This window comes from Rhodococcus sp. 06-1460-1B (assembly GCF_002258475.1).
Lineage (GTDB): Bacteria > Actinomycetota > Actinomycetes > Mycobacteriales > Mycobacteriaceae > Rhodococcoides > Rhodococcoides fascians.
The window spans coordinates 180,974-201,985 of the sequence record NZ_NOYS01000019.1 but is presented as its reverse complement, the minus strand read 5'-3'; the positions used below and the strand labels follow the sequence as shown (position 1 = coordinate 201,985).

General features: G+C 64.2%; 21 protein-coding genes. 9 read left to right on the top strand and 12 right to left on the bottom strand.

The features are described from left to right. Positions 1-31: 31 nt before the first annotated feature. The gene (locus tag CH268_RS09160; RefSeq protein ID WP_255182345.1) at positions 32-838 is read right to left on the bottom strand and encodes an ABC transporter permease; all 807 of its coding nucleotides are present in this window, start codon (positions 836-838) and stop codon (positions 32-34) included. A 44-nt stretch (positions 839-882) separates the two neighbouring features. After that, entirely contained in the window at positions 883-1,890 is a 1,008-nt protein-coding gene (locus CH268_RS09155; RefSeq protein ID WP_094663458.1) for an ATP-binding cassette domain-containing protein, read from the bottom strand. Positions 1,891-2,570: 680 nt separating this feature from the next. On the opposite strand from CH268_RS09155, the gene CH268_RS09150 reads away from it, so the two are divergent. The 4 genes from CH268_RS09150 to CH268_RS09135 all read left to right on the top strand — a co-directional run bounded on the left by CH268_RS09150 (position 2,571) and on the right by CH268_RS09135 (position 7,876). Continuing rightward, on the top strand, positions 2,571-4,040 hold the full coding sequence (locus tag CH268_RS09150) for a condensation domain-containing protein (protein WP_094663456.1): 1,470 nt from the start codon (positions 2,571-2,573) through the stop codon (positions 4,038-4,040). Positions 4,041-4,053: 13 nt separating this feature from the next. Beyond that, complete coding sequence (locus CH268_RS09145; RefSeq protein WP_141215113.1) at positions 4,054-5,541, top strand: condensation domain-containing protein; 1,488 nt, start codon at positions 4,054-4,056, stop codon at positions 5,539-5,541. Between the two features lie 18 nt (positions 5,542-5,559). Beyond that, the gene (locus CH268_RS09140; RefSeq protein ID WP_032383068.1) at positions 5,560-6,267 is read left to right on the top strand and encodes a GAF domain-containing protein; all 708 of its coding nucleotides are present in this window, start codon (positions 5,560-5,562) and stop codon (positions 6,265-6,267) included. A gap of 166 nt (positions 6,268-6,433) precedes the next feature. Next, complete coding sequence (locus tag CH268_RS09135) at positions 6,434-7,876, top strand: sugar transferase (RefSeq protein ID WP_094663822.1); 1,443 nt, start codon at positions 6,434-6,436, stop codon at positions 7,874-7,876. 12 nt (positions 7,877-7,888) lie between these two features. On the opposite strand, the gene CH268_RS09130 is transcribed toward CH268_RS09135, so the two are convergent. From CH268_RS09130 to CH268_RS09110, 5 genes are read right to left on the bottom strand one after another with little or no spacing between them, the layout of a single operon-like run. Continuing rightward, a complete protein-coding gene (locus CH268_RS09130; RefSeq protein WP_094663454.1) occupies positions 7,889-8,953 on the bottom strand; it encodes an isopenicillin N synthase family dioxygenase in 1,065 nt (354 codons plus the stop codon). 50 nt (positions 8,954-9,003) lie between these two features. Continuing rightward, the gene (locus CH268_RS09125; RefSeq protein ID WP_094663452.1) at positions 9,004-9,435 is read right to left on the bottom strand and encodes a Sec-independent protein translocase subunit TatA/TatB; all 432 of its coding nucleotides are present in this window, start codon (positions 9,433-9,435) and stop codon (positions 9,004-9,006) included. Then, positions 9,423-10,202 carry a twin-arginine translocase subunit TatC gene (gene tatC / locus CH268_RS09120; RefSeq protein ID WP_094663450.1) on the bottom strand — a complete coding sequence of 260 codons (780 nt, stop codon included), beginning with the start codon at positions 10,200-10,202 and terminating at the stop codon, positions 9,423-9,425. The genes CH268_RS09125 and tatC overlap by 13 nt, the downstream gene beginning before the upstream one ends. After that, positions 10,199-10,405 carry a twin-arginine translocase TatA/TatE family subunit gene (tatA, locus tag CH268_RS09115; RefSeq protein ID WP_032366957.1) on the bottom strand — a complete coding sequence of 69 codons (207 nt, stop codon included), beginning with the start codon at positions 10,403-10,405 and terminating at the stop codon, positions 10,199-10,201. Before tatA ends, tatC begins: the two co-directional genes overlap by 4 nt. A 33-nt stretch (positions 10,406-10,438) precedes the next feature. Next, on the bottom strand, positions 10,439-11,437 hold the full coding sequence (locus CH268_RS09110) for a dioxygenase family protein (protein ID WP_094663448.1): 999 nt from the start codon (positions 11,435-11,437) through the stop codon (positions 10,439-10,441). Between the two features lie 169 nt (positions 11,438-11,606). Here CH268_RS09110 and CH268_RS09105 point away from each other — a divergent pair, with 169 nt between their 5' ends. Beyond that, positions 11,607-12,629 carry an ABC transporter substrate-binding protein gene (locus CH268_RS09105; RefSeq protein ID WP_094663446.1) on the top strand — a complete coding sequence of 341 codons (1,023 nt, stop codon included), beginning with the start codon at positions 11,607-11,609 and terminating at the stop codon, positions 12,627-12,629. 72 nt (positions 12,630-12,701) lie between these two features. Here CH268_RS09105 and CH268_RS09100 read toward each other — a convergent pair whose 3' ends face one another. Next, entirely contained in the window at positions 12,702-13,676 is a 975-nt protein-coding gene (locus CH268_RS09100) for a GGDEF domain-containing protein (protein ID WP_141215112.1), read from the bottom strand. 251 nt (positions 13,677-13,927) lie between these two features. On the opposite strand from CH268_RS09100, the gene CH268_RS09095 reads away from it, so the two are divergent. Continuing rightward, on the top strand, positions 13,928-14,851 hold the full coding sequence (locus tag CH268_RS09095; RefSeq protein WP_141215111.1) for a GGDEF domain-containing protein: 924 nt from the start codon (positions 13,928-13,930) through the stop codon (positions 14,849-14,851). 10 nt (positions 14,852-14,861) lie between these two features. Here CH268_RS09095 and CH268_RS09090 read toward each other — a convergent pair whose 3' ends face one another. Further along, on the bottom strand, positions 14,862-15,656 hold the full coding sequence (locus CH268_RS09090; protein WP_094663440.1) for an SDR family NAD(P)-dependent oxidoreductase: 795 nt from the start codon (positions 15,654-15,656) through the stop codon (positions 14,862-14,864). A gap of 155 nt (positions 15,657-15,811) precedes the next feature. Here CH268_RS09090 and CH268_RS09085 point away from each other — a divergent pair, with 155 nt between their 5' ends. Both CH268_RS09085 and CH268_RS09080 read left to right on the top strand, forming a co-directional pair. Further along, the gene (locus CH268_RS09085; protein WP_141215110.1) at positions 15,812-16,135 is read left to right on the top strand and encodes a hypothetical protein; all 324 of its coding nucleotides are present in this window, start codon (positions 15,812-15,814) and stop codon (positions 16,133-16,135) included. A gap of 163 nt (positions 16,136-16,298) precedes the next feature. Continuing rightward, the gene (locus CH268_RS09080) at positions 16,299-17,267 is read left to right on the top strand and encodes an AurF N-oxygenase family protein (RefSeq protein ID WP_032366953.1); all 969 of its coding nucleotides are present in this window, start codon (positions 16,299-16,301) and stop codon (positions 17,265-17,267) included. Here CH268_RS09080 and CH268_RS09075 read toward each other — a convergent pair. The 3 genes from CH268_RS09075 to CH268_RS09065 are packed head-to-tail and all read right to left on the bottom strand — an operon-like array spanning position 17,240 to position 19,623. After that, positions 17,240-17,977 carry a TetR/AcrR family transcriptional regulator gene (locus CH268_RS09075; RefSeq protein WP_176457889.1) on the bottom strand — a complete coding sequence of 246 codons (738 nt, stop codon included), beginning with the start codon at positions 17,975-17,977 and terminating at the stop codon, positions 17,240-17,242. The genes CH268_RS09080 and CH268_RS09075 overlap by 28 nt on opposite strands. A 53-nt stretch (positions 17,978-18,030) precedes the next feature. Beyond that, positions 18,031-18,387: an ArsR/SmtB family transcription factor gene (locus CH268_RS09070; protein WP_032366952.1), complete on the bottom strand. Its 357-nt coding sequence runs from the start codon at positions 18,385-18,387 to the stop codon at positions 18,031-18,033. 30 nt (positions 18,388-18,417) lie between these two features. Continuing rightward, positions 18,418-19,623, bottom strand: coding sequence for an MFS transporter (locus tag CH268_RS09065; protein WP_094663820.1), 1,206 nt, complete (start codon positions 19,621-19,623; stop codon positions 18,418-18,420). A 135-nt stretch (positions 19,624-19,758) separates the two neighbouring features. Between CH268_RS09065 and CH268_RS09060 the strand changes: the two genes are divergently transcribed. Beyond that, positions 19,759-20,985, top strand: coding sequence for a sensor domain-containing protein (locus tag CH268_RS09060; protein ID WP_094663436.1), 1,227 nt, complete (start codon positions 19,759-19,761; stop codon positions 20,983-20,985). Positions 20,986-21,012 lie beyond the last annotated feature (27 nt).

Below are 21,012 nucleotides of genomic sequence, written 5' to 3'. Positions count from 1 at the left end.
CCATCGTGAAACCCCCTCGTGTGGAACGACTTCAGGTCTTGGCCATGTAGACGCGCAGAGTGACCGGGACGAACACGGCCAGGACCACGGCCGCGCCGATGAGTGTGTACGCCACCTGAAGCCCCGCGTCAGTGCCGTCGGCGAGTCCGCGCACCGCCGACACCAGGTGAGAGACCGGGTTGGCACCTGCGATCGTGCGCATCCACGCGGGCATGGTGTCGATGGGGACCAGAGCGTTGGAGACGAAGGTGATGGGCATCAGAACGAGCATCGATACTCCCTGCACCGTGGACGCCTTGTCCAGCAACACTCCCACCAGAGCGAAGATCCAGCTCAACGTGAACGCGACGGTAACGACCAGCAGACATGCCAGTGCGAGGCCGGCGGGGTCGTTCGGACGGTAGCCCATCGCGACTCCAACTCCGACAGTGATGACGGTTGCCACGACGTATCGAAAGGCGTTGGCCGACAACGCGCCTGCGAGAGGCGCGATGCGGGCGATGGGCAGCGATTTGAACCTGTCGAAGACCCCCTTGTCGAGATCTTCTCGAAGCTGCACGCCGGTGACCACCGATGCAGCCACGGCGACCTGCACGAGCACCCCGGGAATCAGCAGCGGCAAGTAGTTGTCGACATCGCCGACGATGGCCCCGCCGAAGATGGTCGAGAACATCACCGTGAAGACGATCGGTAGGACGATGACGTCGAACATCTGCTGGGGATTGTGCTTGATCTTCAGCAGTCCCCGAAACGTCATGGTCATCGACTGTGCGAGTGCGGCAGAAAATGGTTGCGCGTTGCGAGGAGTATCGCTGACCGGGGTCGCGGTGTGGGTGATACCGCGCTCTCGACGGGCGAGCCCGTCCGTCGACGTCGTCGTGTTCACGCGGCGGGCTCCTTGCTCGTCGTTCTCGCGCCGGTGATGCTCGGGACACTGTCCAGAACGCGGGGTGATGCGTCGGTCAACTCGAAGAACACGTCGTCGAGCGTCGGCCGAGCGACGTTGACCGCGCTCGCCGAGATCTGCATGGACCGCAGCGCCAGGAGCATCTCCGGGAGACGCTCGATGTCCGGCATGGGCACGGACACGATGTTCCCGTCGTCTTCGACGGTGACCTCGAGCGGCGAGAAGGCCGCGCACGTTCGTGCCGCGGCAATCGCCTGCGTCGAATCGACCAGCGTGAGTTTCACAGAGCTGCCGCCCACCTTGGCCTTGAGTTCGTCCACAGTCCCGTTCGCAACCACCTTGCCGCGATCCATGACCGCGACACGGTCTGCCAACGCGTCGGCCTCGTCCAGATATTGAGTGGTCAGCAGCACTGTCGACCCGGCTGCCACCATCGCTCGGACGGTGTCCCACATCTGTGCGCGGGTGCGGGGGTCGAGCCCGGTGGTCGGCTCGTCGAGAAAGAGCAGGCGTGGGCGCGTGATCATCGAGGCGGCGAGGTCGAGGCGTCTGCGCATCCCACCGGAGAACCCACGAACCTGTCTACGTGCGGCATAGCCCAGTCCGAACTCGTCCAACAATTCGGCCGCGCGGGCACGGGCGCGACGCCGTGATGCGCCGACGAGTCGGGCGAAGATGAGGAGGTTCTCCTCGGCAGTGAGATCTTCGTCGACCGATGCGTACTGCCCTGTGACACCGATCATCGACCGCACGATTCCAGCCGAGGTGCGCACGTCGTGGCCGAATACTGTGGCCGAGCCGGAGTTGGGTCGCTCCAGTGTAGCGAGCATCCGCACTGTGGTCGTCTTACCCGCACCATTGGTACCGAGCACGGCGAACACTCCGCCGACAGGAACCTCGAGGTCGACGCGGTCCACGGCGACGGTCGACCCGTAACGACGAGTCAAACCTGATGCAGCGATGGCTAATTCGGAATCCGTCATTCGCCTACTCCCGTGCTGTGACCGACGGTGGACGAGTGGTGGTACCTCGTCTTCCGGCGGGCAGTGATGTGGTTGTGGTCGTCGCACCTCGGTTCGGTGTTGGCACCTGTGGCTTTGTCGGTCGAACGTTATAGGCGCGAACGAGGCGGTGCAAGAGATCGGCATCGGCGCTGCACGGGGAGAAGTGTTGCATCCGTGCATCGTTCGTAACGGTTGATTGCTCGACTACCGGCGGTGAGGTGGGGTCGTCCGGCAGAGGAACCGCTGTTCGGACGTGGCCCCATCGGGGGCTTTACATCTCCGAAACATGCTGGTTACGTTGAGAAATCGCGATATCCGCGGGGAATCGCGTCCCTCGCCGGACAGCGGTGATCGCCCGATTGTGACATGATCGGACCGTACCTCCGGCAGTGACGAAGTCCACTCGTACTCCACTGGACGTGGCAGCTCCTGGGGTCGATGCTCGATGTGTGCACCGCCTCTGCTGATGTCGTCGATGCTGTTGACAATAAGCAGGATTCGGACCACAGGGTCCGAATGCGCGGTACAGAACCATCGTGTGAGGCCTGTAGTGTCCACAACGAAGTCATCGGATCCGCACGCGCGCAACTCTATTGACGAAGTGATACTCCGACGCTTTCCCAACGGACAGCGCGTCGCCGGAAAGCAGGTGTCGAGCAGTGAAATTCACCGAAATCGCTGATTATCAACTCCCTGGTGGGAGAGTTACCAAGTTCTCTCCGCAGGCCGACTCCGGCACGTTCCGCTGGGATCCCGACGATCGTCCTCTCGCGTACGACCACGAAACGTATGTACGTCGAGCTGCCTCCGGAAGAGCGGAAAGCTCATGGCTCGGAGCTGTATTCGACGTAACCGGTCATCTCGACACGGCGGCGATGAACCGAGCTCTGTTGGCGTGGCACCGCCGCCACGAAGTGTTCCGTACAACTGCAACGATCGCGGAAGACGGCGCAGGAAATCAACATCTCGTCCGAAGGACGTGCGAACCCGACCGCCTACGTTTCGGTTCGACCGACCTCGGCTGGATCGAAGCGGACGCCGTCGGGACCACACTGACCGACATGTTCGACGGCGAACTGTCGCCGTTGCGATGGCCACATTGCATGGTCGTCACCATCTCGGACGCGCCCGATGCCGATGAGGACCGTTTCCTGCTTCTGTTCGCTGCAGATCACTCGGTCATGGACGCGTACTCGATGCTGTTGTCGATCGGTGAGCTGTCCAGGCTGTACGACGCCGAGTTGCGCAGCCAGTCCGTCGAGATGTCCGATATCGGCAGCCACGTCGACTTCAGCGTGCGAAGCCGCACCATGGGTAACGAAGTGACGGTAGTGCACGACACGGTCGAGCGGTGGCGGCAATTCCTCGCCGCGACCGGAGGGTTCCCCGCACTGTCGTCGGTCGCCGCGACGCGTTCGCGGATCAGCTTCTCGCCCCCGGCGGACGCAGTCCAGCGGGGGTGGGCGTTGCAAGTGGCCGGCGGGGAACAAGTCGCAGCGGTGAACTCGGTATGCCGCGCTGCCGGCCACACGACGCAGACCGCGGTGATGGCGGCGATGGCACTGGCCCATCGCCGACTGACCGGGGAGCCGACTCTAAGACTGGTGATGCCTCTCCACACCCGTGACGAGGCCAGATTCCTGGAGTCGGTGGGCTGGTACGTGGGCATCGGGCCGCTCGAAATCGACGTTCGACACGCGCGCACCTTCGCCGACGCATTGAGCGCCGCTGCCACCGGTATCTCCGCGGCCAAGAAGCTCTCTCGGGTTCCTTTTCCCCGCGTAGCGGAACTGCTGGGCACGGTGGCCGAACCGCAATTCGTCGTCTCCTACCTCGATCTTCGTTTCGTCGCCGGAGCCGCGGACTGGACCGCGAGGCGGGCACAGACGTTGCGCAGTGCCGCCAGGTCGGAATCCGAGGTCTACATCTGGGTGGCCAGGACCGCCGAGGGCATCACGGTCTCGGCACGGCATCCGGCGGACGACGCCGCGACAGCGGCCGTGACGGACCTCGTCGTCTCCACGTTCGAGACCATGTTCGAGGTGATCGACGCCGGAATCGGTGCCCCTGTCGGTGTCGACTCCGTCGGTCTCGATTCCGTAGGTGCGGCCGACGTGCACATCGCCTGACGAGAGGGAAACAGTGAAGATCACCGCGCTCGATTCGTGGTACTCGGCTCCCGGCACCACGATCGAATGGCATCCGACCGTCGGCTCGGTCGCCGGAACCGCCCATGCCTCGCCGACATCCGGAGGCCTGACGTTTCTGGCCGAGAACCACGTTCGTGGTGCCCACGCTGCGGCCCTGAACGGCCGACCTCACCTGTCGTACATCGGTTCGGGAACCACTCTCGACGGGGTGCTGAACGAAGCGGCGATGACCAGCGCCCTCACGCAGTTCGTCGCGCGTCATTCGATCCTTCGCATGTGGTTCGACGTCGAAGGCGGCACGGTGGTGAGCCGCTCGCTGCCGGCGGACGCGGTGGAATTCGAGGCCACCGTCGGATCGCGGCTGACGAATGCCGCGGACGTTCACGACCACATCCGTGCCCGGTTGGGTGCGGAGACCCGTAGCGACTCGTACCCCGGCTTCGCGTTCGGCGCGATCGTCCGCGAGGACGACTTCTCGATCTTCTTCGGTGCTGACCACGCCCTGAGCGACGGCTCGTCACAGGCGTTGGCACTGACCGAGATCGTCGGCCTGTATCGCCGAGCTCTTACCGACCCGGAGGACACGTCGACGCCGGTGGCCGAGTCCGCTTCGGGTGGGTTCGCCGAGTACGCGCAGATCGAAGCGACACTCGCCGTTACACATGTCGCCGGCACCGACGAGTTCGCGGCGTGGAAAGACACGTTCACTCGAAACGATCTGCAGATGCCCAGGTTCGCCCTCGACCTCGGACTGGCACCGGGCGAGACTGCACCGGTGAAACCGATCGAGCTGCCACTGCTCGACCGGGCAGGGATCGCTGGTTTCGATCGCGCCTGCAAAGCTGCGGGCGGCCGGTTTCTCGCCGGACTCTACGCGGCCCTGGCGATCACCGACCACGAACTCGGCGGAGTCGACAACTACTACGGCATGACCGTGTTCGATTGCCGTGCAATGCTTCCCACCTATGCGGCCGACCAAGGGTGGATCTGCTCGTTCGCGCCGGTGGAATTCGCCGTGTCCGGGGCATCGACCTTCAGCGAACTCGTCCCGCGTGCCAACGTCGGCTACGAACGCGCCAAGAAGCTCGCGACGGTGCCGGTAGGAGCTGCCATGGCAGCCATGATGGCTGCAGGCGCGTCACCCGAGGCAGTGGTCACTGCGCCGAACATGCTGTCCTACATCGATTTCCGATGGTTTCCCGGCTGCGGTGACGACGCGTACGATCGTGGCGTCATCTTCACCGGCGAGGGACGCACGGGCAATGCGTCGCTCTGGATCAATCGTGATCACGACAGCGTGTATCTCGGTAGCCAAACCCCGGATACCCCGTTTGCGCAGTATCAGGTGCGACGGTATTTCGAGCATCTCGCAGCGGTGATCGACCGGGTGGCTCAAATTGGAGAACGAGTGATTTCTCCGACAACGGACCGATCATGCCGTTATTTCGATAGGCCGGTAGGTACGCGCAACAGCGCATAGTGAACTACCGTCCGATAGGTGGACTTGGGAAAAACCGGATTCGGAGATCGAATCAACAGGCTGTTGACGCACCATGCCGACAAGGCCGGCGAGTCCCTCAACACCTACGCACGTCGGGCAATCATCACTCGACTCGTCACCGAACTCGAACGAGAGTCTTCACCGGAAGTGGCCGCCGTGCTCGCGGACGCCCGTAGTTTCGAGTACGAGAACATCGAGTTGTCCGATCCCGATTCGACGTCACTTCCGCAGACGTACTTACAGATCGGCGACGTCGATCGTCTCGCCGCGGTACGAGCTACCGGCATGATCGGCAGTTCTCGTGACGAGCAGTTCGACAAACTGGCTCGGATGACATTGCGAGCCATGGGAGCACAGGGTGCGTCGATCTCGTTCGTCGACGATCACACACAATTCATCAAAGCCAGCGTCGGAACATCGGGAACGGCAGCGCAGCCACAGACCGTAGCGGTGGAACGGTCGGCGTGCCGTGTCGTGGTGGAAACCGGCGAAACGCTGGTGGCGCAGGACATTCGAGAGCACGCGCTATTGAGGGATCACGCGACTGCGGATCTGATCGCCTATATGGCAGCGCCGATCAAGTCCGACGCTGGGTTCACCGTCGGAATGCTGGATGTGTGGGACTACCGACCACGTAAATGGACGTCGGGCCACGTGAAGACCCTCGAAGACATCGCCTGGCTCATTCAGCAGCGAATTCGTTGACAGCGGCCCTGTTTCGACAGTGACAATGCTTGCGTTGCACGCCGGATGAAGGTGAAGGGTGATATGTCTTCGGTGTACGAAATGTCGACTGCCGAACGGCGTCACCGCTCTGAGGACATGAAACGTGGAAGGACCGGATATCGAGTCGAACTCGCGCGGATCGACGATGACGATATCGACACCGCAGTCAGTGAAAGCCCGCTTCGGGAGGAACGTATCGGATCGAATACGGAGCAACCCTGTTCGTACGATCCTCACCGTTCTCTTCGACGTGCTCGCCGCCGCCATCGGCGTAGCCGAAGGTGTCCACTGGAGCTCCGGCAGCGTCGCTGTGTTGGGTTGGTACCCATGGTTGTTCATGCCCACGGTCCTGGTGCTGCTCGCGTCGAGAAAGCTCTACCGGCGTGGGCTTCGACGAAACTTCATCGATGAAATCGGCCCGGTTCAATCCGCCGTCGCTTTCGCGACCCTGATCACGCTCGCCCTGATCCTGGCCATCGAGACTGCCTATCGCCCAGGTGCGGTCATGGTCCGTGTGTGGCTGTGCGCAGCTGTTGCGCTCGCGATCGCGTGCCTGGCACGGGCGTGGGGGCAGCGCTGGCTTCGCGCGAAACACCATGCGAGTGCACCGACTGTCATCGTCGGTAGTGGTCCCGTCACAGAGCAACTGGCGCGCAGAATGAAGCAGTCCTCTGAATACGGGATGGACCTCGTCGGGACAGTCGACTCCTCGCCCGACGTCGACCCCTCTGTGCAACAGGGGCTTTCGTATCTGGGACCGCTGACCGACCTGACTCGAATACTCCGAGCGCATCGGGTGGAAGAGGTGGTGATCGCGTTCGCGTCGGCTCCGCACGAACAAATAGTCGACGCGATCCGTGCGGCACAGCATGCCGGTGCCCGCGTCTGGCTCGTACCCCGCATGTTCGACACCGTCGGAATGCACGCGCGCATAGAGCATCTGGGCGGGCTGCCCCTGATGGTGTTGCGGCACGTCGACCCGAGGGGGTGGCAGTTCGTCCTCAAGGGCGCGCTGGACCGCGTCACTGCGGGACTGGCTCTGCTGCTGCTGTCGCCGGTGTTCCTTGTGCTCACCGTGCTGGTACGGGCGAGTTCCCCCGGGCCAATCTTTTTCGCGCAAGAACGAATCGGCCGAGACGGAGTTCCGTTCGACTGCTTGAAGTTCCGATCCATGCGGCCACCACGTGACTCCGATGCGGACTTCGTCCGGACCGAGGGAGCGGCACCCGGCGGTGTGGAAGGCGTGGATCGACGCACCCGGATCGGCAAGATCATGCGGCAGACCTCGCTCGACGAGCTGCCGCAGCTCATCAACGTGCTGCGCGGCGACATGAGCCTGGTCGGCCCCCGTCCCGAGCGGCCGGAGTACGTCGACCTGTTCGCAGCGCAGATCAGACGCTACGGCGAGCGACATCGCGTCAAAGCGGGTCTCACCGGATGGGCTCAGGTGAACGGACTACGCGGTCAGACCCCCATCGCGGATCGGGCGGAATGGGACAACTACTACATCGAGAACTGGTCCCTCCGGCTCGATATCAAGATCGTCTTTCTGACGTGCATCGCCGTGCTCAAGAGGTCGGAAGACTGACCGACGCGTCCGTCATCGGCCTTCCGCCGCGCGTACGCGTGCGGCCTCGCGGACCGCGCCGACATTCGCCTTGCCCTGCCGTGATCCGGCGAGCTTGGCGGCGATGTGATCGCGTACCGACACCGACTCGTAGGCCAGGCCGGAATCCGCGTCCAGGTGCGACGGCAAGGCGGAGATCACCGCGTCGACATTGCCGTCGTGGAAGAACGCTGCCGACCGCCGACGCACGATCGTGCCGTCGACGACGGGTGGCTTGACGCGATGCAGAGTGGACAGCCACCGGTCGTTGGTCAATCGCGCAGTGAGATCTCCCAGGTTCACCAACAGCGCTCCGTCCTGAGGAGTGACGTCGTGCCACACGCGGTCGGTACCCAGCACCTGAAGACCGGCCACCTGGTCGGCCCACAACACCGTCACGATCCCGAAATCGGTGTGCTCGCCCATCCCGGTGAGGTCACCGTCGAGGGTGACCATGCCCTCGGGCGGGGCGTAGTTGTTCATCCGCAGCACGTCGATCGAGTGGTCGGTGAGCGTGCCGAAGAAGTCGGCCGGGAGTTCGAGTGCCGCAGCGAAGATTCCGGTGAGAGTGCGGGCGACCCGAGACGCCTCGGCGAAATACGTGTCGACATCGCGGCGGAAATCAGGCAGCTCGTCGGGCCACACGTTGATCCCGTAATCCGATTCGTCCAGATCGAGGGAGTCGAAGGACCGCGCTTCCACCCCCACATTGAATGCCTCGAAGAAGTCGTTCATTCGCGACGCCGACTCGACTCCCACACTGAGGCTCAATGATTCGCTCTTGGGCGGGCTGTATCCGCGATTCGCGTCGGGTATCCGGTACTCGTTTTTGGTCGCAAGCGGCAAAGCGAAGAACGAGTCGATGGACCGCGCCAGACCGTCGAGCACATCGTCTCCGATGCCGTGCCCGGTGATCTGCATGAATCCGGAACGGGTGCAGGCATCGTCGATCTGGGCCACCACATGAGCGCGGGCCGCCGCATCGGCCGTACTGCCCGAGGCGAAGGGGCCGATGTCGATCGTGGGAATCTCGAACTCGTGTGCACGGTGATCGGACATCGGCGTTCACTCTCCTGGAGTCCTGGCTGCTGAGCCGACAATTTACCGCCTCAGCACGCATTCTCGCGCGTCGATGCCTCGGCCGCGATCCGGCGTGGATCGTTCTCGGGCAGTGACTCGATGAGCACGCGACGCGGATGCGAGGACGGTCCGGTGATCAGATACTTCTGACCGGGTCGCACTCGGGCGGCCTCTGCGACCAGATCTGGATCGGTCGGCAGCGCCGTATCGTTCTCTCGCAGTGCGTCGGCGACGATGCGGCGTGGGTCGTACTGCTTGAGGTCCAACGACTCCCACTCGCTGCGGCGCAGCGGGACGCCCATCTCGGCCTCCGCTGTGCTGCGGGTGCTGTCGACGAAGTGCCGGAGCGTGCGCACCGCCCGTCCGAGTCGGTGGGCGTAGCCGGGCAGTCGTTGCGGGCCGAGGACGAACCCCGCAATGATCGCGACGAGGAACAATTTCTCGAATGTCAGGCCGAACATGATGAATTCTCCTGTGCAGTAGCACGTCTGGACGATCGTCTGTCGTGTATCTCGGTGATCGCGAGAGCCGCGCCGAACAGGGTGACCATCGGCAGCGCGACGAGGAACATGGAGAGCACGTCTGCCGCGGGGGTGACCAGTGCGCTGAACAGGGCGATCGCCACCACGTTGACGCGCCAACTGCTGCGCAGCGTGTGCGCGGAGACGACGCCGAGGCAGTTCAGCATCACCAACACTGCCGGCAGGACGAAGGCGATACCGGTTGCCAACACGATCTTCATGACGAAATCCACGTAGTACGACGCGTTGAGGATGGTGCTGTCCTCGTCGGACGAGAAGCCCGCGAGCACGCTCACCATACGAGGAAAGATGCTGAACCCGAATGCGCACCCGGCGACGAACAGTGGGGTGGCAGCCGCGGAGAAACCGAGTACGTACGTCTTCTCGCGACGGGTCAATCCTGGAGTGAGATACGCGAAGATCTCTCGCAACCACACCGGACTCGACACGATGACGCCGGTGAACAGTGCGATCCGCAGCTGGAGATCGAATGCGCCCGTGACGGTCTCGAAGTTGAGGCTGGCCTGGCGGGACAGTGCCAGTTCCTCGACGGGGCCGCGGAGGATGTCGAGAATCCGATCGGAGGTTGCGAAGCCGATCACGACGCCGACGAGCAGCGACACCGCCGCACGGATCGCACGGCGACGTGCCTCGCGCATATGCCCGGCAAGGGGCATCGCACCCCGAACGGCGGTGGCTGCGGTCATGAGGCGTGTCGGTACGGAACCGGGACCGAGACGTCGTCGGGCGTCGCCGATGTCTTCGCTTTGTCCTCACGCACTTCGTCTTTGAGGATGCGCATCGACTGGCCCACACCCTTGGCGAGCGAGGGGAGTTTGGTCGATCCGAACACGAGCAGAACGATGGCGAGAACGACGAGGGCGTGCCATCCAGTGAGGTTGTGCAACATGATGTTTCCTTCGGTGGGTAGTGTCGGGGAGGGTCAGTTGGTGGGAGCGGTGCCGGCAGGTCCGCCGGCCGGGGGTGTGCCGCCCATCGGCGGTTGTCCGCCACCCGCACCGCCGCCGGAAGGCGCTGCGCTCATGGTGGGCTCGGTGGTGGTGTCGATCGCGACTGCCAGCGAGCCGACATAGCCGCTCGTGGGGTCGCCGGTGAAGGTGCCCATCTCCAGGTCGTAGCCGTCACCGAACACGTTGTCGTTGTCGAGACTGCCGAGCTGGGCGAGGTTGCTCGCGGAGCCCGGATAGGTGTCGAGCTGGTAGATGTCGTTCAGGATCTCCTGCGGAAAGGCGACCTGCGACGTGGCAATTGCGTTCTCCGCGTTGGTTGCCGACGCTGCGTCGGGGTAGACTTCGAAGTGCATGTGCGTCCAGCGGCCGGAGTAGCAGCCGGGCACGATGGTGTCGAAGGTGGCGCTCCCGCTCGCATCGGCCGTCTGCACACCGCGCAGGTACGTCTCGTCCTCGGCACCCTCGGAGTACATCGAGTACTTGCCGTTCGCGTCGCACTGCCACAGGTACACCGCTGCCCCCTCGAAGGGGCGGTTGTCGTTCGCCATGTCGGTGAGGGTGAACGTGAACGACAGTGGGACACCGCTGACCGTGGTGCCGCCGTCGAGGCTCGACGTCACGTCGCGGCGAACGATTCCCGATTCTTCGAGAACGTTGACGCCGTTGGTGCCGTCGGCGGGATACGGGCCGTTGGTCTCCTGCGGAATCTCGCTCGTGGCCGAGGCAGTGGTCGCCGTCGTGGATGCAGCTGTGGTGGTGGTACTTCCGGCGTTCGACGTGCTCGAGCACGCCGCGAGGGCGAGTGCTCCGGCACCGGCTCCGACGATGCTCAGAACGCGGCGACGGGTCAACAGGGTGGTGATGTCGAACGCGGCACCCTGATCGACCACCTCCTCGTCGGGACGGTCGAGCAGTCGACCTTCGTACGCGGGTCCGTCGGGGGTGTTCGTGGGTTCGGGAATGCGAGGCATCGCGTTGTGTCTCCTTCGATGTGGCACTGGATGTTTCGGTAGTGCCAATACTCTGCGGAGATCCGGGGAGAACCCTGGGCTCCGGCTGGGAGGTTCCTGGGAGCCCGATTCGCGGTTCAAGCAAGCTAAGGCTAACCTCTAGTCACTACCCCGACATACAGGACTTTTCATGAATCATCGTGTACTGACCAGCCTCGCTGCCGCGGTGCTCACCTCGCTCGCCCTGGTGAGCTGCGGCTCGTCCGATGCCGACGACGCTTCCGCCCCCGCCGCGTCGTCCACCGACTCGTTTCCGTTGACCGTGCAGCACATGTACGGCGAGACCACCCTCGACGCCGTGCCCGAGCGGATTGCCACGTGGGGCTTCGGCACCACCGACGCCGTGCTCGCACTGGGTGTGGTGCCGGTGGCCATGCCGTCGGCCGAATACGGCGGCGGCGACGACCTGATCTATCCGTGGATCTCCGACGCCATCGACGCCAGCGGTGGCCCCGCTCCGACGTTGCTGGACAACGTGACAAACGCATTGACGGTGGAAAAGTTGCTCGCTGCCGACCCCGACGTTCTGCTCGCCCCGCATTCGGGTCTGATCCAGGCCGAGTACGACGCGGTGACCGACGCCGGAATCCCCGTCATCGCCCCGCCGGAAGAGCTGTGGTCGACGCCGTGGCGCGACGTCATCACCACCACGGGCGACGTGCTGGGCGTGCCGGATCGGGCTCGTGAACTCGTCGCCGATCTGGACAAGCAGGTCACCGACGCAGGTTCGCAGCACCCCGAATTCGAGGGTCGCACAATCGCTTACGTGTCCGAGGCCGCAGATGTCTACTACCTGCTGCTGCCGTCCGACCCGCGAGTGGAGCTGCTCGAGAATCTGGGCTTCACCTCGGACCCGTCGGTGACGGCCCTGGCGAGCGGTGACTCGACGTTCTCGACCACTGTCTCGGCGGAGAACATCTCGAAAATCGACGCCGATGTGGTGTTCACTCAGGTCGACACCGACGCTGCACTGGCCGAATTCACGGGTTCACCGGTGACGCGGCAGATCCCGGCCGTCGCCGGGGGAGCAGTGGCAGGATTTGTCGGGCAGGAAGCCGGTGCTGCAGTAGGCCCGACGGCACTGTCGATTCCGTACTTCCTGCCGACCCTCGTCGACGGACTCGCTCGGGCTACCGAGGTAGCCGGGAACTGACGCGGCAGCGATGCGGGTAGGGATTTGCTTTGGCGGCGTGGTGGTTTCTCCAGGGCACCGTCGACTGGATCCTCAAGGGCGTTCTCGGCGAACATGTTTGACGCCGTACAGATTTTCGTCCGCGCGGGCGAGGATGTCCGAGACAGACTCCTGCGGATCCGTGGACTGAGCTGTTCCGACGCTGGCGTAGGGCAACGACTCGGTGGTGATCCGGGCGAACTCGTCGACCACGTCATGGCTGTGCCCTGTCAGGAGCGCCGCGAACTCGTCACCACCCAGACGTGCGATCACGGCGTCGGAGGGAGCTGCGCGGGTCCAGGACTGCGCCAGATCGATCAGCAGTTCGTCACCCGCACGATGTCCGCCCGAATCGTTGACGGCCTTGAAATCGTCCACGTCGACGATCACCACCGCGACCGGAAGCTCCGCAGTCCTGCTGCCTGCCACCTCGGCCGCGGCCATCTCCCATCCCGCCCGGTTGAACACTCCGGTCAGAGGATCGGTGCACGACGCCGCGATGAGAGCCTTGGTCACCACACCGAACGCCTCGCCTGCGGCAATCACCGCGACGCCGAAGATCAGGTACGAAATCGGATACATCGGAGCAGGAGAAACCCACACCGCAGACAGCACACTCACCACGAGCACGCCGACCAGCACTCTGCCGGGTCCGTCCCGATGGAACGCACGGATGTACATCGCCAGAAACATCGCCGCGATCAGACACTGGCTCTGCGCCGCCGCGAGCCGATGGAACGCCATCACCGCGGGTGTCGCCACCATAGCCGCGGCCAGGGCAAGCCGAAGCGCCACCGCGGTACCGGGTCGAACCCACAGCAGCACGACGCCGGCCGCTCCCAGACCGACAGCCATGACACCACCGGTGACAACGGAGGTCACCCGGTCGCCGTGAGGCAGCAAGGTCAAGATCACCCCCACGGCATAGAGACCGGTTGTGGCCAGCAGAAAGTACATCAACAGCCGCGTCCGTAGACCCGCCGTACCGTGCACCGAACTCGGATGCGGAACGTGAGGGAACGAGGGCATGGCCAATACCCTGCCAGGGCGCACGGCACCTGTCTCGACCACGACCCCGCCGTTCCCTTGCCTGCGACGACTTTCGCATCGGACGAGCTCATCGGCGGCGGTGAATGCCGCCACAGCGTGCCCGCTTTTTCGGCTGATCGTGTGCTGGTGCAGGAAAAGTACGGGGCGGTCCGGTAACGCCAGCGAGTAGGCGGCGATGATGAGCTGTGTCCCCACGGCGAAACAGGCAGCCGGCGAGCGCGGGGTCGGTGGTGATCGACTCGCGTCGCCGCGTTCTGTCGTCCCTTCTCGCTGTACAGCTGGTGCTCTATTCGGCCGCGTTCATCGCATCCTGGGCCGACACGAACGGTGCCGGGGCCATGGGTGAGATGTGGGCCGCAGTGGTCGCTGCGGTGGGATTCGTCGCGATCCTGTCTCGTCGACCAGGCCCGGTGCGGCAGGGGATCGCCATTGCGTGTGCGGCACTGGCTCCAGCGCTGACGATGCTGACCCATCAGAATCTCGCTGCCCAGGTGTGGGCGTTGATTCCCGCAATGTTTCTGGCGCTCTACCTGCGCGCGACGTATCCCGTCGTCGTGGCACGGGTCCTGTGCGTGGCGCTGGCTCTGCTGTCGGCCACGGCGCTGCTGCTCGCGCCCGCACCGGCACCGATGCTGTGGGGCGCGCTCTACGTCGTGTGCATTCTCGCTGCCGCCGAGGTGTTCGGCGCTCTCGGCGCCGCCCTGATCGCCGGCGCTCTCCGTGACCCGCTCACCGGGGTGTTCAACCGCGCCGGTGCCGTCGACGCGGCGACGAATCTCGCTGCCCGAGCGGCTCGTCGATCGGAGAACATCGCCGCGATCGTGTTCGATGTCGACCACTTCAAAGCGGTCAACGACAGGGACGGCCACGCTGCGGGCGACCGTATTCTCATCGGGCTCGCCGACACACTGACCGAGAAAGTACCGGCCGGAAGTGTGATCGCCCGGCTCGGCGGCGACGAGTTCATCGTCCTCGTCGCCGGACTCGACACGGCGCAGATCGACACTCTCGCGCAGGAACTCGTCGACGGGCATGTCGTCTCGGTCACGTACGGTATCGCCGTCGGTTCCCCTGGACCCGACGTACTCGAGGCGCTGACCCAGGTTGCCGACGCCGACATGTACCGCCGAAAGATGCTGCGCCGCAGCCGCTGACAGTGCTCGGTCAGGGCAGGATGGAATCGACGTAACCGCCGTCGACCCGCAGAGCGCCACCAGTGGTGGCCGACGCCTGATCCGAGCTCAAGTAGACGATCATGTTGCCGACTTCCTCGGGCTCGATCAGTCTGCCTATCAACGAGTTCGGGCGATGGTTCTTCATGAAGGTCGCCTGAGCCTCGTCCCACGGGAGGTCGTCGCCGACGAGCTCGGCCACGAAATCCTCCACCCCGCCGGTATGGGTGGGGCCGACGATGACGGAATTGACCGTAACTCCGGTCCCGGCAGCAGCTTTGGCGAATCCGCGACTCACGGCCAGCAACGCCGTCTTCGTCATGCCGTAGTGGATCATCTCCTCGGGAATGACCACGGCGGAGTCGCTACAGATGTTCTGCACTCGGCCCCAACCGAATTCCATCATCCCGGGCAGGTAGGTGCGGATCAGGCGGACGGCCGAGAGCACGTTGACCTCGAAATAGCGACGCCATTCGTCGTCGTCGATCTCGAGGGCGGGCTTGGATCCGAAGATGCCGAGGTTGTTGACGAGGATGTCGACCGCGGGGACGCGCGCGGTGAGTTGCTCGACGCCCTCGACGGTGGCGAGGTCGGCGGCGACGCCGATGACGCGCGCGCCCGGAACGGTGTCGAGTATCTGCTGCTCGGCTGTGTCCACGGTGGCCTGCGAGCGCCCGTTGATCACCACGCGGGCACCCGACTGTGCAAGCGCTGTAGCGATCGCCAGCCCGATTCCCTGCGTGGAGCCGGACACCAGGGCGGTACGTCCGTCGAGATCGATGTGCATGGATCCTCCTTGTTGTGTTCGTAGTGAGCCTACGCCGTTATAGCGCGTATGCAACTAATTTGGGATTAGCACTCTCGGGCGTCGGGTGCCAAAATGGAGAGGCATACTTTCGTGCAACAAACCCCAGCTCAGCGAGCCTGAGGAAGGAGAGAACAGTGACAGTGACATCCCCCGATTTCGACGCTCACGACATGGACGACGTGCCGCCGCGGTGGTGGAATCGACATATTCGCACCCGAACGCAGGTGACCGAGATCGCCGTGATGTTCGGCGCTCTGTCGATCGTGTCGTTCTGGGCCGCCGGTCTCGGCATCGCAGCCGGCCTGATCGCCATCGCGTCCGCGCTGTGGGCGGATCGAAGCCCGGATCTCTCCGGGGCGCGTGCCGAACGCAGCGATACGGCGCTCGCCATCGGCACCGGAGCGGTCGGCGTGCTCATCGGTCTCGGCTTCCTGTTGATGGTGCTGCCGCACTGGTGAGGTAAGGGTTCGTGGCGAGAGCCGGTCGACGCCGCGTCGGCCGGCTTTCGTCGTCTTCGGCAACATTTCGGTAAGTATCTGCGACGGTCCGTTGCACTAACGGGATTTATATGTGACGCTCTGTAGCGTAAAGATTGTTCGGGACGCAGGCGGAAGGACCACCATGACTGCAGTCGACGACGCACGAACGCACTACCGAGACACCTTGCACTCCTTGTCGACGGCATCGGTGCATCAGCACTTCGACGCCTTCCTCGACATTCCCTGGGACGAGCCCGAATACGCGATCGTTCCCAACGATCCCCGGTGGGTACTCCCGGACGAGGATCCTCTCGGTCACACCGATTGGTACAAGTCGCTTCCCCTGGATCGGCAGATCCACATCGGCATGTATCGCCAGGCCAGCATGGTCAAGGTAGGCCTGCAGTTCGAGCAGATCCTCATCAGCGGCCTCATGCAGTACGCCCTGACGCTGCCCAACGACTCACCGGAATTCCGGTACTCGACGCACGAGGCCACCGAAGAGTGCCACCACACCCAGATGTTCCAGGAGCTGGTGAACCGCATCGGCATCGACGTGCCGGGTGGACCCGGATGGTTCCGCAAGATCGTGCCGATGCTCACGGTGTTCGCCAGCCGCTCGGCACCGTTCGGATTCTTCGTCGGCGTCCTCGCGGGCGAAGAGCCGATCGACCACATGCAGAAGGGCGTTCTGCGCGGAGGCTCAGTCGGCCACCCGTTGGTCCAGCGCGTCATGCAGATCCACATCGCCGAGGAAGCGCGCCACATCGGCTTCGCGCATCAGTACCTTCGGTACAAGGCTCCACGCCTCGGTCCCTTCGAGAAGGCGTCGATCTCGATTCTCACGCCCGTCATCATGCGGTTGCTGTGCGACGTCATCATGAAGCCGAGCAAGCAGATGCGACGCGAACTCGACATCCCCGACGAGGTAGTGGACGCCGTGTGGTGGAACAGCGAATCGTCACGAAAGGCATTGCGCGACACATTCGGTGACGTCCGCATGCTCGCCGGCGAACTGGGACTGATGAACCGCGTCTCCAAGCGCGTGTGGCGCGCCCTCGGAATCGACGGACGTCCGTCGCGCTACCGCAGTGAGCCCTCGTTCGGCTGAGCTGTCTGGGGGCCGGTGACAGATTCGAGAGGGACTTGGGGTATCACGATTCCGCGGGATGCCCCAAGTCCTTTGACCTGCAGCCAGATGGTGTCGGCCAGGAACGTCGCGAAATGATCCAGGCCGGTGCGTGATTCGGTTTGCGCGCTCCAGCTGCGCACCGCGCCCATGCATCCGGAGACCAGGCCCGCGACCCACGGGCGCACCAGCGACCAATCCTCCGGTGACAGATCCGCATTCACCAACGCGAGGAACGCCGCGACGCTGACCTCCAGCTGCTCGGCGAGCAGTGCGTTGGTCTCCTCGAGCGGACTGGGCGACTCGGCACTGACGTCCTGCTCGACGAACCGCGTCCACGCGGGATGCTCGGCGACCCAGCGGACGTACGTACTCACCACCCGATGCACCACATCGCGTGGAGTGCCGGTCAACGCGAACGAGGCGACCAGCGCAGCGCTCAACTGCTTGCAGATGGCACGCTGAATCGCGGTGTCGAGATCGGTGCGATCGTTGAAATGCCGGTAGAGGCCGGTGCGATGAACGCCCGCCTCGGCCGAGATCTGTGCAGTGGTCAGCCGCTCCCCGGGAGCGATGTCACGGGCCAGTACCGTCATCGCGGCCTCGATGATGTGGCGTCGACGATCGGTGTTGTGCTGTTCCCACCGCCGCTTGCGGCCGTCGGCCTTCGGTCGTGCGCCACCGTCACTCATGCTGCATGGTCTCATGTTCGACGGGCTGCTGTGGGCGCGTTGGGGTTCGGAGGTCACTCGTGCGGGGGTTCACCGGTCACCTTGTGGTCGGCAAAATTGAGGCCCTCACGCACCAGTCGAGCGAGGTGCCCGTCGGCGAGGTTGTAGATGACGTTGCGACCGTCGCGGCGAGTCTCGACCAGACCGGTGAACCGGAGCTTGGCCAGATGTTGGCTGACGGCAGTGCGGGACGTGCCGGTGGCCGCGGTGAGCTCGCTGACGTCGGCGGGGCCGCGATCGAGTAGCCAGAGTATGTGCAGCCGAGTGGGATCGGACAGCATCCGGAACGTGTCGGTTGCCGTCGCCAGTCGCGCGGAGTCGGGTTGTGCCTCGTGATGGAGACTGATGCGCTGTTCCTTCTTCGGTGGCATCGAGGTGTCTCCTTTGTGGACGGCGTCTCCTCATGCGGAGGCGGCGACCGGGATTCGGGAGCGACTCCACAGGCGTGCTGCGGACAGTGCCGCAAGTGTAGCCAAGGCCGTGAGCACCGTCGCCGCGGCGAGCAGTCCGAACTGCGCCCCGACCCAACCGGCCAACGGATACGTGAGCAGAAACGCCGCATGGGACAGGGAGAACTGAGCAGCGAAGATCGAGGTTCGGCTGTGTTCGTCCGACTCTCGTCGCAAGATCCTCGCCGACGGCGTGTTGATCAGCGAGGTGCCGATACCCAGGATCGACCACGTGATCGCCAGAGCGGTCCACGCGGTCGGCCCGCCGCCGAGGGTGGCGACGAGTGCTGCGGCTGCGGTGCCGACGACAGCGACGGCGGCACCGGCGAGCATGAGGCGATGGTCGGAGATCCGCTCGAGGGTTCTCGGAACGAGCAGCGCCGCCGCCATCGACCCCGCACCGAAACAGCCGAGGGCGACGGCCAATTGGGTGCTCGAACCGCCGAACAGATCACGCACGTACACAACGGTATTGACGAGTACGAGAGCCGTGGCTGCGGCGACTACGATGTTCAGCGCCAGCAGACCCTGGAGTTCCCGCTGCCGGACGAACGTCGCTATGCCGTCGAGCGGTTTCTTGTGTTGTGGTGCAACGTATCTGGGAAGGGCTGTGCCGACCACCATTGCTGCGGAGGCGACGAACCCCACCGCCGTCCCGACGAACAGGGTGTGGAAGGTGACTACCGTCAGCAGTGCGGCGGCGATCAGCGGGCTCACCAGGGATTCGAGGTCGTAGGCCAGGCGGGAGAGCGTGAGCGCGCGGGTGTACTGCTGTGCGTCCGGCACGACGGACGGGATGACGGCCTGAAAGGTGGGTGTGAACGTGGCCGACGCCGCCTGCAGCACGAATATCAGGACGTAGACCTGCCACACCTGATCGACGAAGGGGAGCGCCAGCGCGGTGAGCGCTCGGACGAGGTCCGCGGCGACGAGGACGAGCTTGCGCGGCAAGGTGCCGGTCAGTGACGAAACGACGGGCGCAACAACCACATACGAGATCATCTTGATGGCCAATGCGGTGCCGAGGACGGCTCCGGCGGCGCTGCCGGCGATGTCGTAGGCCAGGAGCCCGAGCGCCACCGTCAGCAACCCGGTGCCCACGAGCGCGACCACCTGTGCGGTGAACAGGCGTCGGAAAGTGTGATTGTGCCGAAGCATGCGTTCACTGTACATATGCGTGCGCACTTGCGCACTCATATGTTTTATTGAAGACGCACCGACGAACGCCCCACGAAGGGGCTATTTTCGGTAGCGTTGTCGGTTGTCGGCTCAACGAATATCCAGGGGTGGTCAATGGCCGATCAGCGCACGTATCCAGTGGGGCAACTGGCACGCGCCATCGATCAGCTGCCGTCGATGATCGGCTACTGGGACAGCTCGGAGCGCAACGTCTTCGCCAACAAGGTCTATGCCGACTACTTCGGCATCGAGCCGGCGCGCCTGGTCGGTATGCACATCAGCGAGCTCCTCGGTGAGGGACTGTACGAACTGAACAAGCCCTACATCTCGGGAGCGCTCGCCGGCGAGCAGCAACAGTTCGACCGCACACTCATCGACGTCAACGGCGTCGTACGCGTCACCCAGGCCACCTACGTCCCCGATATCGTCGGCGGCGTCGTCGTCGGATTCACGGCAATGGTCGTCGACGTCAGTGCCCGTGCCGAGGCAGAACGCGAACGCGACCGTGCCGTCCGCCTCTTCCAGATCGCCATGGAATACGCGCCCATCGGCAAAGCGCTACTGACGATCGACGGCCGATGGCTGCAAGTGAACAAAGCACTGTGCGATCTCCTCGGATACACCTCGGAAGAACTGCTGCAGAAAACCTTTCGAGACCTGACACATCCCGACGACATCGCGATGGCAGACGAACACCTCGCCGAATTGGCCGGCGGGACCCTCACCAGCGTGGCATCGGAAAAGCGATACATCCGCAAGGACGGAGCCACCATTTGGGTCCAGCGGAACGCCACCGTGGTTCGAGACAACGACGGCGACGACATCATCATCGCCCAGATCCAGGACATCACCGCCCGGAAGGGAGCCGAGGCGGCACTCGAGCGCCAACTGTTGATCGACGACCTGACCGGCCTGGCCAATCGCCGACGGTTGATGGCAGAACTTCAGGCCCTCAAGGAAGCCGCCGACGAAACCCCGGTCGGAATCCTGTTCGTCGACGTCGACTCCTTCAAATCCGTCAACGATCGATACGGCCACGCAGTAGGCGACCGACTGCTCGCCGCCATCGGAGCCCGCATCCGCGCCAACCTCCGCGCCGGAGACATCGCCTGCCGCACCGGAGGCGACGAATTCGTCGCTCTGCTGCGTAGCTCCCGATCGGCCGACGGAGTCGAACGCCTCGCCGCACGAGTGCGGTTGCTACTGGCCGGCCCGTACCTCATCGACGGTGTTCCGGTACCCGCATCGGTCAGCGTCGGATGGAGCTGGGACAAACCCGTCAGCCCCGAGAAGTTACTGCACATCGCGGACGAACGCATGTACTCGTCGAAACGACGCTGACCCCTCGTGCGGCTCCCCGACGTGCGG